Consider the following 15,185-nt stretch of genomic DNA (forward strand, 5'->3'; position numbering starts at 1 on the left):
TGCGCGGGCGGCCATGAGGTGCTGCGGTCAAGTCAAGCGACGATGCCGCGACGCTCAGGCGGTCGCCAAGCGAACGCCCTGGGCACTGCCCGCCATGCCCTCGATCAGCGCGGCGACGTTCTCCGCCGTTGCCGCCGACAACGTCCAGCCGAGGTGCCCGTGCCCGGTGTTGTAGAACACGCCCGGCATGCGTCCCCGGCCGACCTTCGGCAGCATGCTCGGCAACATGGGCCGCAGTCCGGCCCACGGGATCACGCGCGAGGTGCTGACCTGCGGGAACAGGCGCCGCGTCCACTCGACGAGCGGCGCGACGCGGTCGGCGCGAATGTCCCGGTTAAGGCCGTTGATCTCGGCCGTGCCGGCCACGCGGAAGCGCTCGGCGCCCAGCCGGCTTGTGACGATCTTGGCGCTCTCGTCGAGCAGGCTGACCCATGGCGCCGCACGCTGGCTCGTCTCGTCGTCGAGGCATACGGTGATCGAATAGCCCTTCACCGGATACACGTTCACGCGGTCGCCCAGCATCGACGCGAATGCGCGGCTGTTGACGCCCGCGCAAACGACGATGCGCTCGAACCTCGCGTGGTGAGCGGCGCCCTGCTGCGTCGCCGATACCGTAAAGACACCGTCCGAATCGCGCCGGATCGCCGTGATCTGCGTGTCGTGGCGAAACTCCACGCCGTGCCGCACGCACGCTTGCGTCAGGCCGCGCGTGAACTTGTGGATGTCGCCGGTCGAATCGGAGGGCGTGAAGAAGCCGCCGTAAAACGCGCCCTCCAGCGTGGGCTCGATCTGGCGGATCTCGGCTGCGGTCACCGGCCTGCGGTCGAGACCGCCTTCGGTCAAGATGGCGTTGACCTTCGATGAAGCGTCGAAGCTCTTGCGGTCCCGGAAGATGTGCAGGATGCCGCGCTGTTCCAGGTCGAATTCGATCCCCTCCTTGCGCGCGGTCTCGAACAGGTGTTCGCGGGCCGCGATGGCAAGGCGCACGGTTTCGAGCGTGTTTGCCCGATAGTTCGGAATCTGCCGCAGGAACTCGGCCATCCACGAATATTTGTGCCAGCCCGGCAGCGGGTTTACGAGCAGCGGCGCGTCGCGCGTGAGCATCCAGCGCAGGCCTTTGAGAACGGTGGCGGCGCTGTTCCAGACTTCGGCGTTGCATGCGGAGAGTTGGCCGCCGTTCGCGAACGAAGTCTCCATCGCGCTATAGCGATGGCGTTCGAGCACGGTAACGCGAAAACCGCGCTTGGCGAGGGCGTAAGCGGTCGTGACGCCGGTAATCCCGGCGCCAATAATGGCGATTCGTGACATGACATGGTCCAGATTAGATTGAGCACTTGTCGTTTCCGACACCTGTGCCCCATCTGTCCATGTACCTGAGAGTTTCTTTCCGCGCCGGCGCTGGACGCGCCGGCGCGGAAATCTCCTTCGGTGGGCGCGTTCGCGCCGCTCTCCAGATGTTCTTGCTGCAGGGTCCTTGTGCCTGAGAGTTTCCGGGGCGGTTGCTCCGTCGGCGCCGTCAGGTGCTTTCGCAGTGACGGTCTCTCCCGCTGCAGCGTGTCGAACAGCGCAACGATAGCGGGCCGTTATTGCGCTTGCAAGCGATTTTTCGCTGGCACGCTGCTCATGGGCCGTTGACCGCCGCGCTCGGGGAGCGCATGCATCAATGCGCAAGAATCAATGCGCGAGAATGCCCATCGCCGTCTTCTTCAATTCCAGAAAATGCGGCTCGAACGCGACCTCCGGCGTGCGCGGGCGGTCCAGCTCGATGGGCACGTCGAGTGCCACCCGCCCAGGACGCGCCGAAAGCACCACGAGCCGCGTGCCGAGAAAGATCGCTTCGTCGATGTCATGGGTGATGAACACGATCGTGCAATGAAGCTTCTCCCATAGCTCGGTCAAGAACGTCTGCATGGAATGGCGCGTCTGCGCATCGAGTGCGCCGAAGGGCTCGTCCATCAGCAGCACCTTCGGCTTCATGACGAGCGCCCGCGCGATCGCCACGCGCTGCTGCATGCCGCCCGACAACTCGTAGGGCTTATGTTTGGCGAACGATTCCAGGCCGATGATGCGCAGGATCTCCGCGGAATCCTTGCGCCGTTGCTCTTTGGGAACCCCGTGCAGCGAAGGACCGAACTCGATGTTTTCTTCCACGCTGAGCCACGGAAACAAGCCGGCCTGCTGGAACACCACGACACGGTCGGCGCCGGGCTGTTCCTTGACCTCGCCATCGATATAGATGTTGCCCCGCGAGGGCGACGTCAGACCGGCGAGCAGGTGCAGCAAGGTCGTCTTTCCGCAGCCGGAAGAGCCGAGCACGGTGATGAATTCGCCGCCCCGGAACTGCAGATTGATGTTTTCCAGTGCCGTGGTGGCGCCGAAAGTCTTGTACAGGGAATCGATGACGATGTTCAAGTTCGTCTCCTGTTCGACGGTCAGACCGTCAATGGATCAATGCGCGAATGAGTCAATGCGCCAACGCTTTCGAATACTGCGGCGCGACGTTCGCGTCGAAGTTCGCCGGCACCGACGGGATACGCCCGATCTGGTTGAGCACCTTGGCGGTATTCACCAGCGTCTGGTACGTCGCGGAGGTTTTGACGCCGGCGTCGAGGCCCATCACCTTGGGCGTGGTCTGGTCGGCACCGGAAAAGAGCTCGTAACCGGCGAGCTCGCTCGTCGCAACCGGCACGGTCACGCCGGTGGCCTTCGCCATCTCGGCGATCGCCTGGTCGCGATTCTTCATCGTCACCTGATAGCCCGCGTCGAGCGCCTTGACGAAGCCGGTCACCAGGTCCGGATGCGCTTTCGCCCATTCCGCGTTGGCGATGCACACGTTGTAGCTGGAAGCTTCGCGCGGCAGGTCGCCGTCGGTCTTGATGGCCTTGCCGCCGGCTGCGCGCAGCGCGCTGAAGACCGGATCCCAGACGATCGCCGCGTCGATCGCGCCGGTCACCCACGAGGTGCGCATCTGCGGCGGCGCCATGTTGACCTGCGTGACCGACTCATACGGCACGTGCGCTTGCGCCAGGAAGGTCGCCAGTTCGAAGGAAGCCTGCGAGCCGGCCACGATCGCGATCTTCTTGCCTTTGAGCCCCGCCACGTCGTGGATGCCGCTATCGGGCTTGACCACGATGCCGGCCGCATTGGTATAGCGCTCCTGGTTGTACACGATGGCCATCGGCAAGCCCTGGGCGATGGCGGTGACGAGCGGCGGCACGCCAAGCCCGCACATGAACGTGAGGCTGTTCGACGCCAGCGCGCTCATGGCTGCCGGGCCCGAGCTGAAGAGCTTGTACTCGACATTGGCGTTCATATGCTTTTCGAACAGATGCTCGGCCATCGACACCATGTACGGATCGGCGCCGTTGTCCTCGTAGCCGATGATGACTTCGGGCTTGCCCTGCGAGTAAGCCGCGCCGGGCACCAGGCAGCTGCTGGCAAGCAGGGCCGCGCTCACGCCAAAGATCCATTGCATCTTTTTCATTTTTCGTCTCCTCGGATGACCCGATCAGTTATGTCCGCGCCAGGGAACGACTATGTTTTCGATCTTGCGAATCGCCAGCTCCATGGCATACCCGATCAACCCGATGATCACGATGCCGACGATCACGATGGCAACCTGCAAGGCTTGTCCTGCGAACTGCACGAGCCAACCCAGCCCGCTGCTCGCCGCGATCAGTTCCGCGGCCACGAGACAGGTCCACGCCACGCCGATGCCCACACGCATCGCGGTGAAGATTTCCGGCATGGCCGAGGGCAGCACGACCTTGCGGAAGATTTGCGCGTTGGTCGCGCCGAGCGTGCGCGCCACCGAGATGCGCAGCGCCGGCGTGCTTTTCACGCCCGACATGGTGCCGATGATGATGACCGGAATGGTGCCGACCAGAATGAGAATGGCCTTGGGCAATTCGCCGATGCCGAACCACACCACCAGCAGCGGGATATAGGCAAGCGGCGGAACCGGCCGGATGAACTGCAGCAGCGGGTCGATGATGTCGAATACGATCTTGTTTCGCGACATCAGCAGGCCAACGGGAACGCCGATCACAATCGCGCCGACAAAACCCACAACGATGCGCAAGCAACTAACCAGGATGTCGCTGATGAGCGACTGTCCGCCGTAGCCGTTATGGATGATGTCGACGAAGGCTTGCCACACCGCCACCGGCGAAGGGAGCGCAAAGGACGGAAAAATGCCTGCTTTCGATACCGCCTGCCAAAGCACGACGCAGATCGCGAGAACGGCGGTCGTCAGCCACCAGGAATTGAACTTGCCGTGGCCGCGGCGTATCTTGATCACCGGCTCGATTGGCGAGTCGACGGGATGCTTCATCATTTTCGTCAGTCTGGGTAAGGCTTTCACCGCCGTCTCCTCAAGTTGAAATGCAATGAGCTCGCCGCGGAACGCTTTTATGTTTCACCACGCTTGTTGTTAGCGTCTCGCCCGTTGAACCAAGGATTCTCAATCAATAAAACGGCGGGTAGTACCACGCGGGAAGATCCGATGGAGCCAGTGCCAGATGAGCCTGGCACCATGGATTCCTTCGATGATTCGGACGGCGTGCGCAAACCGCGCGCCCGCTCGCCGTTCTGCGCTCGCGCTGCGTCGCAGCAGCGGCAAGCGCTCGCCCGCACCCGTGAGGGTTCTCCCGAAGGCCGGTGAGGCAGGTTCATCGCGAACCGTCGCTCCGAAATTCACCTAATCGACTCGGGAGGCCCCTATTGAATATTGTGGGCCGATAATGGCCGAATGTCAGGTCGATTTATCGGCTTTGCAAACCGGCGATCGAACTTTCGGACTTTCACCGCCCTCTCACCGCCCTCACCCATCACAGGAGCAAGCATGCCGACCCGCACCCCGTCCGCCCTTTGGGCCCAGCAGTTCCGACGGTCACCGGAGTCGAAAACAAGTCTGCAGCACCAGATTCGCGAGATGCTGGTGGCCTCCATCCTCGACGGACAACTGCCGCCCGACGCCGCGCTGCCGTCGAGCCGCGAACTGGCCGAGCAGCTTGGCGTCGCCCGCAACACTGTCGTGCTCGCCTATCAGATGCTCGTCGAGGAAGGCTATCTGGTCTCGCGCGAGCGCAGCGGCCACTTCGTCAACCCCGCCATGCTGGAAGGCCTGCACGGCGTGACGGTGCAAAAGCAGGCTCAGGAGCGCGTGCAGCAGCGGGAGCAGCAGCGCGCGGATCAAGCCGTCGCGGCCGAGCCGCATGGCGCGGCGTCGCCCTTCGCACCGGTCTGGAAATCGCGCATCCAGCGCCCGCCCTCGGCCCAGCGCAACATCGTCAAACCCGCCAATTGGCAGAACTATGCATATCCGTTCATTTACGGGCAGTTCGATCAATCGCTGTTTCCCACCAACGACTGGCGCGAGTGCTGCCTGAAGGCGCTATCGATCATGGAGATCCGCAACTGGGCGCCCGACCTGATCGAACGCGACGACGAGTCGTTGATCCAGCAGATCCGCACCCGTGTGCTGCCGCGGCGCGGCGTGTTCGCGATGCCCGACGAAATCATCATTACGAATGGCTGCCAGCAGGCGCTCTACCTCGTCGCCGATTTGCTGTTCGGGAAAAACACCACGGTCGGCTTCGAGAATCCGGGATATCCCGATGCCCGCAACATCTTCGTGAACCGCAAGGCGAATCTGCTCGAACTGCCGATAGACGCCGAAGGGATCGATCCGGTGCGCCTCGCCGACTCGCTCGCGCGCTGCGATTACGTGTTCGTGACGCCGAGCCACCAGTGCCCGACCACAGCCACCATGCCCATCGAGCGCCGCCGCGCGCTGCTCGAGCTCGCCCAGCAGCACGACTTCGTCATCATCGAAGACGACTACGAGAGCGAGAACACCTTCTCCGGCACGCCGCATCCGGCCTTGAAGAGCCTCGACACGGCGGATCGCGTGATCTACGTCGGCAGCCTTTCGAAGACCTTCGCGCCCGGCCTGCGTCTGGGCTACGTGGTCGGCCCGCCCGAGCTCGTGCGCGAGCTGCGCGCGCTGCGCCGCCTGATGGTGCGTCACCCGGTGGCCTATATCCAGCGCGCGTTCGCGACCTTCCTCGCGCTCGGGCATCACGACGCGCTGCTGCGCCGGCTCGCCCATGCCTACAAGGAGCGGGCGCGCGCGCTGATGGCGGCGCTCGATACGCATTTACCCGAGGTGCGCTACGTGCCGGTCGGCGGCGGCGCGTCGTGCTGGGTGCAAGGCCCGCCCTGGCTCGACTCCGCGCGCCTCGCCGACGATGCGCGCGAGGCCGGCATCCTGATCGAGCCCGGCGGCGTGTTCTTCGCCGACGACGCCGAACACAGCCCTTGGTTCCGCATGGGCTTCTCCGCCATCGAGCTCGACAAGATCGAACCCGGTGTGCGCGCGCTCGCGCAAGTCGTGCGTCTGCAGCGTCCCGCCTGAGCGTCCCCGCCGCGGCCCTGAGCGGCCCGCATGCTGGCCCAGGCGAAAGATTCGCACTGGTGCTACCGCACTCGATGAGCAAACCTTAACGTGTCGATATACGGTGCCACGCACGACTTCTCGTGCACGGCGCCGGCTTCCAACTGGAGACACGTATGGCAGATACGCTCAGCGCCCAATCCACCGTCACGGCCGACACGCTCGCCGCCTTTTCCGATGCCTTCAACCGTCATGACGCCAATGCGCTGATGGAATTCATGACCGAAGACTGCGTATTCGACGCGGCTGGCGGCCCCGAAGTCTACGGCACCCGCTTCGTTGGACGCGAAGCGGTGCGCGCCGCCTTCGAAGCCGTCTTTCGCACCTTTCCCGACGCCCACTGGGGCGCGGGACGCCACTACGTCGCGGGCGATCGCGGCGTGTCCGAATGGGTGTTCACGGGCACGCACGCTGAAGGCTGGCGCATCGAAGCCGAAGGCTGCGATCTCTTCGAGTTCCGCGACGGACGCATTGCCGTGAAGCGCGCGTTCCGCAAGGAACGCCCGAAGCAACCGGCGTGAGCCCACGCAGCGGCACCAGGCGTTTTGAAACGAAACGTTCCATTTCATTTCAGATTCATCCATCGAGCACAGATTTCCTTGACCCTCACGGGGCGCCGAATAGCATCGAATACACGGCATCCCGTCAAACGACAACCGGAGACAGTAGATGAGCGAAAAGACCTCGACCCAGGCGGCCAGCGGCCCGCAGGACATGACCCCGTCCGAAGCCTTTGTTGAAACCATGGCGGCCAATGGCGTGACCGACATGTTCGGCATCATGGGCTCCGCCTTCATGGACGCGATGGACATCTTCGCGCCCGCCGGCATCCGCCTCATTCCCGTCGTTCACGAGCAGGGCGCGGCTCACATGGCCGACGGCTACTCGCGCGTGTCGGGCCGTCACGGCGTCGTGATCGGCCAGAACGGCCCCGGCATCAGCAATTGCGTGACCGCCATCGCGGCGGCTTACTGGGCCCATAGCCCGGTCGTGATCGTCACGCCCGAGGCGGGCACGATGGGCATCGGCCTCGGCGGCTTCCAGGAAGCGAATCAACTGCCGATGTTCCAGGAGTTCACGAAGTACCAGGGCCACGTGACCCACCCCGCGCGCATGGCCGAATACACGGCGCGCTGCTTCGACCGGGCAATGTCCGAAATGGGCCCGACCCAGCTGAACATTCCGCGCGATTACTTCTACGGCAAGATCAAGGCCGAGATTCCGCAGCCGCGCCGCCTCGACCGCGGCCCCGGCGGCGACGAAAGCCTCAACGAAGCGGCCGATCTGATCGCCAGCGCCAAGTTCCCAGTCATCATCTCGGGCGGCGGCGTCGTGATGGGCGACGCAGTCGAGGAGTGCAAGGCGCTCGCCGAACGCCTCGGCGCGCCGGTCGTGAACAGCTACCTGCACAACGATTCGTTCCCGGCCAACCATCCGCTCTGGTGCGGCCCGCTCGGCTACCAGGGGTCGAAGGCCGCCATGAAGCTGATTTCGCGCGCCGACGTGGTGATCGCGCTGGGCTCGCGGCTCGGACCGTTCGGCACGCTGCCGCAACATGGTATGGACTACTGGCCAAAAGACGCGAAGATCATCCAGATCGACGCCGATCACAAGATGCTCGGCCTCGTGAAGAAGATCTCGGTGGGCATTTGCGGCGACGCCAAGGCGGCCGCGCAGGCGCTCACCGAGCGTCTCGCGAATCGCACCCTCGTGAGCGACGCCACGCGCGGCGAACGCGCCGACCAGATCGCCAGCGAAAAGGCCGCGTGGGAAAAAGAACTCGATTCGTGGACCCACGAGCGCGACGCCTACAGCCTCGACATGATCGAAGAGCAGAAGCACGAGCGCACGCCCACGGGCGGCGAGTATCTGCACCCGCGCCAGGTGCTGCGCGAGCTGGAAAAGGCGATGCCCGAGGACGTCATGGTGTCCACCGACATCGGCAACATCAATTCGGTCTCCAACAGCTACCTGCGCTTCAACAAGCCGCGCAGCTTCTTCGCGGCGATGAGCTGGGGCAATTGCGGCTACGCGTTCCCGACTATCATCGGCGCGAAGGTTGCCGCGCCCCACCGCCCCGCGGTCTCGTATGCGGGCGACGGCGCATGGGGCATGAGCCTGATGGAAACGCTCACCTGCGTGCGCCACAACATTCCGGTGACGGCCGTGGTGTTCCATAACCGCCAGTGGGGCGCGGAAAAGAAGAACCAGGTCGACTTCTACGACCGCCGCTTCGTGGCGGGCGAGCTCGAAAGCCCGAGCTTCGCCGGCATCGCGAAGGCGATGGGCGCGGAAGGCATCGTGGTGGACAAGCTGGAGGACGTGGGCCCGGCGCTCAAGCGCGCGATCGATCTGCAGATGAATCACGGCAAGACGACCATCGTCGAGATCATGTGCACGCGCGAGCTCGGCGATCCGTTCCGCCGCGACGCGCTCTCGAAGCCCGTGCGCCTGCTCGACAAGTACAAGGACTTCGTCTAAGCGGCAAAGTAGCGGCCCGCGCGCGCCCACCCGGCGCGCGCGGGTTTTTCGCATATGGACGTTGCGTTATTTATCTGAATCCCATGAAACCATGAAAGCCCTGAACCGCATCGTCGAAAGCGCCCGCCAGGCGCCCATGCGCATCGTGCTTTGCGAGGCCGAGGACGCGCGTGTGCTCGCCGCCGCGGCCCGGGCGAGCCAGGAAGGCATCGCGCGCATCATGCTCGTCGGCCAGCCGGACGCCATCCGCGCCGCCGCCGCGCTCGAGTCCATCGACCTTGGCGAGATCGCGCTGATCGACCCGCAAACCAGCGCCTGGCGCACCGCGTTCGCCGGCGAGCTCGTCGCGTTGCGCGGCGCCAAGGGCATGACGCCCGCGCTCGCATGGGAAGAGGCCGCCAAGCCCCTCGCCTTCGCCAATCTGATGGTGCGTCTCGGCCACGCGGATGGCTCGGTGGCCGGCGCCGTCCACACGAGCGCCGACGTGGTGCGCTCGGCCATCCAGCTGATCGGTGTCGAGCCTTCGTTCAAGCTCGTATCGAGCTTCTTCCTGATGATGCTGTGCGAGCCGTTTCACCGCTATAAAGGCGCGCTGATCTTCTCCGACTGCGCGCTCGTGGTGGACCCCGACGCGGCGCAGCTCGCCGAGATCGCGATGGCCGCCGCGGACAGCGCGCGCAGCCTGCTGATGGAGGAGCCGCGCGTCGCGATGCTGTCGTTCTCGACGAGCGGCAGCGCCCACCACGCGAGCGTGGACAAGGTGATCGAGGCGACCCGCCGCGTGCACGAGCAGCGCCCAACGCTGTGCGTGGACGGCGACGTGCAGCTCGATGCGGCGCTCGTGGCGGAGATCGCCGAGCGCAAGATCGAGCATTCGCAGTGCGGCGGTCACGCGAACGTGCTGGTGTTCCCGAATCTCGACGCGGGCAATATCGGCTACAAGCTCGCGGAGCGGCTGGGCGGCGCGAAGGCCATCGGCCCGCTGATGCAGGGTCTCAACCGGCCCGCCAACGACCTTTCGCGCGGCTGCTCGCCCGAAGACATTTATTATGTGATCGCCACCACGGCGGTCCAGGCACAAGCGGCCCAGGCGGCCCGCCCGCGCGCCGCCGCTCACTCGCAGGAACCACACGCAGCATGACGCATGAGAAGGTTTTGGCGCTGATCGCCGTGATCGGCGCCGCCAGTTATTTTCAGACAATTACCGGCTTCGGCCTCGGCATGATCGTGATGGGCGCCACCAGCGGCTTCAGCCTCGCGCCCATCGCCAGCATCGCCACCCTGATGAGTCTCGTCACGCTTGCCAACAGCGCGGCCGCGCTGCCCGGCAAGCTCCACCATATCGACTGGCGCGCCGTGGGCGCGGCGACGCTCGGCGTGCTGCCCTCGGTCGTGGTGGGCGTGCTGCTGCTCGATTATCTGAGCACGGCGGCTTCGGGCGTGCTGCAATTGCTGCTCGGCGCGGTCGTGCTGTATGGCGGCCTGAGCGCCGCGTTGCGGCCCGCGCCGCTCGCACAGCGTTCAGGAGACCGCAGCTTTTTCGTGAGCGGCGTATGCGGCGGTCTGTTGAGCGGCATGTTCGGCGTCTCGGGGCCGCCGCTCATCTTCCAGTTTTATCGCCAGCCGCTCAAGCTGATCGAGATTCGCTGCGCGCTGATCGTGATTTTCACGGTGACGTCGCTCACGCGCGTGCTGTTCAGCGCCTGGGAAGGCGCGCTGCCCGTCTCGATCTGCATCGAGGCCGCGCTGGCCGCGCCGGTCGTCATGCTGATGACGGTCGCGGCGCGCCACTACCCGCCTCCGCTCTCCTCCATCGCGATGCGCAGGCTCGCGTTCGGTGTGCTGATGGTGATTGGCGCATCGCTCGTGCTTTGCGCGATGAGGGAAATGGTCGGCTGAATCGGACCTGATCGGACCCAATCGGACCCAATCGGACCGAATATCAGCAGAGCAAGTGTCATACCGAAGTGTCAGACCGAGTGGGCCGCCTGGCAGCGCCCGATCCATCGCGCAAGACCGATCAGCCGCGCCATGTCGAGCGCCTCGCCCGAGTCGATTGCTACGCAGTACGAGTAGTACGGGCTGAGATCCAGCCCCACGCCCAGTCCGATCACATCGACGTCGCGCATGGCCTCGTGCTTCGCCACTACTTCTTTCAGGTGATTGTCCAGGTAGAAGGCGTCGTTCATTTGCGCCGTGGCCGTGTCCATCGGGCTGCCGTCCGAGACCACCACGAGAATGCGGCGCGCCTCGGTGCGGCTCGCGAGCCGCGCGCATGCCCATTCGACGGCCTCGCCGTCCACGCCCTCGCGAAACAGGTCCGCCTTGAGCAGCGCGGCGATGGCCGGGCGCGCGCGGCGCCAGCTTTGGTCGGCGGATTTGAACACCATGTGGCAGGTCTCGTTCAGGCGTCCCGGATGCGGCGGCCGCCCGTTGGCGAGCCAGTCCGCCCGCGCGCGCCCGCCGTTCCAGGCCTGCGTCGTGAAGCCGAGCACCTCGGTGGCGATGCCCGCCTGCTCGCACGCGCGTGCGAGCAGATCGGCCATCATCGCGACCGGCTCGATATGCGCCTTCATGGACCCCGAGCAATCGATCAGGAAGCCCACCACGCAATCGCTGCGCGGCTCGAAGCGCTCCTGTTTGAACACGCGCCGCTCGGCCGGCGAGCTGACGACTTGCGCAAGGCGCCGGCCGTCGATGCGGCCGTCTTCCTCGCCGAACAGCCAGCCGTCGCGCTGCGGCACCGCAATCGCCATCTGCAGCACGCGCGCGAGCCGCGCGACGTTGATGTTGCAAGCGGCGATGCGCCCGTCGAGCCGCTCGCGATACTCGCGCAGCAGCGCCTCGCGGACGTGCGCCGCGGGGCGGATCTCGCGGTCGTACTGCGTGGTGTAGGCGCGATAGCCGTCCGTCGCATCGGCCAGCACGCGGCTCGTGCCGGTGGTCGCGAGCGCGGGCAGCTCGACGCTGGTTTCGTCGAAGTCGACCCAGAGCGAGAACGACGTCAATGCGTCGTCGGGCGCGCGGGCTTCGCTGTCGTCGTCCTGGGCGCGCGCCGCGCGCGCGTCGTCGAGCATCGACGCGATGCGCCGCGCCAGTTCCAGCGCATGCACTGCGTAGGCGCGCTGGTCGGCGCGGTTCGCGCGCAGCCCGGCAAGCTGGACGCCGATCGCCGGCACGATGCCGGCACGCGTCGCCTCGATCAGATCCTCGGTGTCTTCGAGCACGGGCCAGCCAGTCACGCGCGACCACACGATCTGCGCGACCGTATAGAGCAGGATGCCGAGGTGGCCCTCGCTCATGCCTGAGCGGCACCAGGCGCGCGACCACGTTTCGAAGCGGTGCCGCAGGTTCTGCGCGAGCCCCGGCATGCCCGGCGGCAGGCATGCCTCGCAGCGCACCTGCTCGAATAGCTCGAACAACAGGCGCTCGATGGCGTCCTCGGGACACAGCGCCCGGTGCAGCGCGGCATCGGAATGGAGCAGCCGCAGCGCGGCGGCGTCGGCCGCGCCGCGCTGCGAGGGGAAATCGTCCTGGTAGGCGTTGCTGCGCAGATGCGGGGCATGCAGCGCAAGCGGCCGCAATTCGCGGCACAGCCGGCCGCCGCGATAGTGGAGCGCGGCGTCGCCGGTGAGCGCGCGCACGGCGGCCGCGCAGAGCGCCTCGTGCCGCAGCGCGGCGCGCACGGCTTCGGGCGTGGGTGCGGTCGTCACGTGCGCGGCTCCGGCTCGTCGCCACCCGCGCCGCCGAGTTCGACATCGAAGCAGCGCTGGTAGTACTCGGCCACGACGGGCCGTTCCGCCTCATCGCACTTGTTCAGGAAGGTGAGCCGGAAGGCCAGCGCGGGATCGCGGAAAATCTGGCAGTTCTCGGCCCAGTCGATGACCGTGCGCGGCGACATCAGCGTGGAAAGATCGCCGCTCGCGAATCCCTTGCGTGTGAGCGCCGCCATGCTGATCATCGAATCGACGAGTTGCCGGCCGGCCTCATCGGCCATTTCCGGCACGCGCGCGAGCACGATGCCGGCCTCCTCCTCGCGCGGCAGGTAATTGAGCGTGGCGACCACGTTCCAGCGATCCATCTGCGCGTGATTGAGCATCTGCGTGCCGTGATAGAGGCCGTTGAGATTGCCGAGGCCAACCGTGTTGGTCGTCGCGAACAGGCGGAAGTGCGGATGCGGACGGATCACGCGATTCTGGTCGAGCAGCGTGAAGTTGCCGTCCCTCTCGAGAATGCGCTGGATGACGAACATCACATCGGGGCGGCCCGCGTCGTATTCGTCGAAGATCAGCGCCACCGGACGCTGCAGCGCCCACGGCACGATGCCCTCCTGAAACTCCGTGACCTGGCGGCCGTCGCGCACCACGATGGCGTCCTTGCCGACCAGATCGAGGCGGCTGATGTGGCCGTCGAGATTCACGCGCACGCACGGCCAGTTCAGGCGCGCCGCGACCTGCTCGATATGCGTGGACTTGCCCGTGCCGTGCAAGCCCTGCACCATCACGCGCCGGTTGCGCGTGAAGCCGGCCAGAATCGCGAGCGTGACCTCGGGGTTGAAACGGTAGGCTTCGTCGAGGTCGGGCACATGGGCGTCGCGTTCGCTGAACGCCGGCACCATCAGATTCGAATCGAAGCCGAAGCGCTCGCGCACCGACACGATGCGGTCCGGCCCTTCCATCGCGCGTTCCGTCGTCATGGTGTTCTCCCTTTCGTCTCGCTTGCGTTCCGGCTCATTCATCGGCCTCATTCGCCAAAGTTTCCAGCGCCGCCGGCATGCGACAACTTTGCAAAGCCCGCGCCGTAATCGAGTGCGCGCTCGCGCGCCCTTGCACGGCGATGCAGCCACGCATAGGTCACGAGCAGCACCGCGAGGCTCGCGACGCCGAGCCAGAGCGGCTTGCGCTGCTCGGGAATGAACGCCATCGCCACCAGAATTCCCACCATACCGATAATCGCGACCCACGTGAGGTACGGGAAGCACCACATCCGCACGCGCAGCTCGCCGACTGCCGCCGGATCGAGGCGCTTGCGCAGGCGCAGTTGCGACAAGGCGATCAGCAGATAAACAAAGATCGCGACCGTGCCATACGAGTTGACGAGAAACGCGAACACCGTATCGGGCGACACATACGACATCACGACCGAGATATAGCCGAACACGGTGCCGAGCAGGATTGCGCGCACCGGCACGCCGCGGCGGTTCACCTTGGCGAGCGCGGCGGGCGCATCGCCGTGGCGGGTCAGCGCGAACAGCATGCGCGAGGCCGCATAGAGTCCCGAGTTGAGCGCCGAAAGCACGGCGGTCAGCACGATCGCGTTCATGATGTTCGCGGCGGCCGGCAGGCCCATGACTTCGAGCGCGCTCACATAGGGCGTGGCCATGCGCGCCGAATTCCACGGCACGAGCGCGACCACCAGCAGCACGGAGCCCACGTAGAACACCAGCACGCGCGTGATGACCGAATTGGTGGCCTTCGCGACGGCCTTGGCCGGCTCGCGTGCTTCCGCTGCCGCAATCGTGACGATTTCCGCACCGAAGTAAAAACCCGTTGCCGCGACCGCGCCGCTCAATACTGGCCCGATGCCCTTCGGCATGAGGCCGCCATGACCGAGCAGCGTCGGCAGCACGGCGGTCGTGTGCAGCGACGCAGGCCACAGCCCGAGCACATAGAGCCCGCCAAGAAACAGGAAGACGATGATGGCCGCCACCTTGATCGAGGAGAACCAGAACTCGAACTCGCCGTAGCTGCCCACCGAGATCAGGTTCGTCGCGCTCAACAGAACGAGCAGCACGAGACTGATGATCCAGGCTGGCGCATCGGGTAGCCAGAACTGCACGAGCTTCGCGCCCGCCACCGCTTCTACGGCCACCACGATCACCCAGAAATACCAGTACATCCAGCCCGTGAGGAAGCCGGCGAGCTTGCCGGGACCGCGCCAGGTGGCGAACGCGAGCCGCGCATATTCGTAGAACGAGCCGACCGCGGGCATCGCGCAGGCCATTTCGCCAAGCATGCGCATCACCAGCACCACGAGGCCGCCGGTGATGAGGAACGAGAGCACGGCGGCGGGTCCGGTCTGCTGGATCACAACGCCGCTGCCAACGAACAGGCCCGCGCCGATGACCCCGCCTAGCGCGATCATCGTCATGTGGCGCTGCTTGAGGCCGCATTTCAGTTCCTGGTTATCCATAGAAGGTTGCATGTCGTCTCCTGAGATTCAACTCCGGGTTTGTATGAATACGGTG

The 15,185-nt window shown here is 65.5% G+C and carries 12 protein-coding genes and 1 riboswitch; of the genes, 5 read left to right on the top strand and 7 right to left on the bottom strand.

Annotated features, from left to right (window positions below; translation table 11 throughout):
- Positions 1-54: 54 nt before the first annotated feature.
- The 4 genes from P5W99_RS21470 to P5W99_RS21485 form a co-directional block, all read right to left on the bottom strand.
- Positions 55-1,308: a D-amino acid dehydrogenase gene (locus tag P5W99_RS21470; protein ID WP_421025420.1), complete on the bottom strand. Its 1,254-nt coding sequence runs from the start codon at positions 1,306-1,308 to the stop codon at positions 55-57.
- A gap of 150 nt (positions 1,309-1,458) precedes the next feature.
- Positions 1,459-1,558: riboswitch (glycine riboswitch) on the bottom strand.
- Between the two features lie 116 nt (positions 1,559-1,674).
- Positions 1,675-2,412 (bottom strand): ABC transporter ATP-binding protein, encoded by a 738-nt coding sequence (locus P5W99_RS21475; RefSeq protein ID WP_421025421.1) that lies wholly within the window; start codon positions 2,410-2,412, stop codon positions 1,675-1,677.
- Positions 2,413-2,464: 52 nt separating this feature from the next.
- Positions 2,465-3,484 (bottom strand): taurine ABC transporter substrate-binding protein, encoded by a 1,020-nt coding sequence (locus P5W99_RS21480; RefSeq protein WP_421025422.1) that lies wholly within the window; start codon positions 3,482-3,484, stop codon positions 2,465-2,467.
- Between the two features lie 24 nt (positions 3,485-3,508).
- The gene (locus tag P5W99_RS21485) at positions 3,509-4,336 is read right to left on the bottom strand and encodes an ABC transporter permease (protein ID WP_421025423.1); all 828 of its coding nucleotides are present in this window, start codon (positions 4,334-4,336) and stop codon (positions 3,509-3,511) included.
- A 507-nt stretch (positions 4,337-4,843) separates the two neighbouring features.
- On the opposite strand from P5W99_RS21485, the gene P5W99_RS21490 reads away from it, so the two are divergent.
- From P5W99_RS21490 to P5W99_RS21510, 5 genes are all read left to right on the top strand, one after another.
- On the top strand, positions 4,844-6,418 hold the full coding sequence (locus P5W99_RS21490) for a PLP-dependent aminotransferase family protein (protein WP_421025424.1): 1,575 nt from the start codon (positions 4,844-4,846) through the stop codon (positions 6,416-6,418).
- Between the two features lie 155 nt (positions 6,419-6,573).
- Positions 6,574-6,978 carry a nuclear transport factor 2 family protein gene (locus P5W99_RS21495; protein WP_421025425.1) on the top strand — a complete coding sequence of 135 codons (405 nt, stop codon included), beginning with the start codon at positions 6,574-6,576 and terminating at the stop codon, positions 6,976-6,978.
- A gap of 148 nt (positions 6,979-7,126) precedes the next feature.
- The gene (gene xsc / locus P5W99_RS21500; RefSeq protein ID WP_421025426.1) at positions 7,127-8,938 is read left to right on the top strand and encodes a sulfoacetaldehyde acetyltransferase; all 1,812 of its coding nucleotides are present in this window, start codon (positions 7,127-7,129) and stop codon (positions 8,936-8,938) included.
- Between the two features lie 91 nt (positions 8,939-9,029).
- Positions 9,030-10,079, top strand: a complete 1,050-nt coding sequence (pta, locus tag P5W99_RS21505) for a phosphate acetyltransferase (RefSeq protein ID WP_434662861.1) — start codon at positions 9,030-9,032, stop codon at positions 10,077-10,079.
- Complete coding sequence (locus P5W99_RS21510) at positions 10,076-10,837, top strand: sulfite exporter TauE/SafE family protein (RefSeq protein ID WP_421025428.1); 762 nt, start codon at positions 10,076-10,078, stop codon at positions 10,835-10,837. Before pta ends, P5W99_RS21510 begins: the two co-directional genes overlap by 4 nt.
- Before the next feature lie 71 nt (positions 10,838-10,908).
- On the opposite strand, the gene P5W99_RS21515 is transcribed toward P5W99_RS21510, so the two are convergent.
- Genes P5W99_RS21515 through P5W99_RS21525 form a run of 3 tightly spaced genes read right to left on the bottom strand, consistent with a single transcriptional unit; the run spans position 10,909 to position 15,142 of the window.
- Positions 10,909-12,651, bottom strand: coding sequence for a cobaltochelatase CobT-related protein (locus P5W99_RS21515; RefSeq protein WP_421025429.1), 1,743 nt, complete (start codon positions 12,649-12,651; stop codon positions 10,909-10,911).
- Positions 12,648-13,634: an AAA family ATPase gene (locus P5W99_RS21520; protein ID WP_421025430.1), complete on the bottom strand. Its 987-nt coding sequence runs from the start codon at positions 13,632-13,634 to the stop codon at positions 12,648-12,650. The genes P5W99_RS21515 and P5W99_RS21520 overlap by 4 nt, the downstream gene beginning before the upstream one ends.
- Positions 13,635-13,681: 47 nt before the next feature.
- The gene (locus tag P5W99_RS21525; RefSeq protein ID WP_421025431.1) at positions 13,682-15,142 is read right to left on the bottom strand and encodes an amino acid permease; all 1,461 of its coding nucleotides are present in this window, start codon (positions 15,140-15,142) and stop codon (positions 13,682-13,684) included.
- Between the last annotated feature and the right edge of the window lie 43 nt (positions 15,143-15,185).

Origin of the sequence: Paraburkholderia sp. A3BS-1L, assembly GCF_051125215.1 — a bacterium.
Lineage (GTDB): Bacteria > Pseudomonadota > Gammaproteobacteria > Burkholderiales > Burkholderiaceae > Paraburkholderia.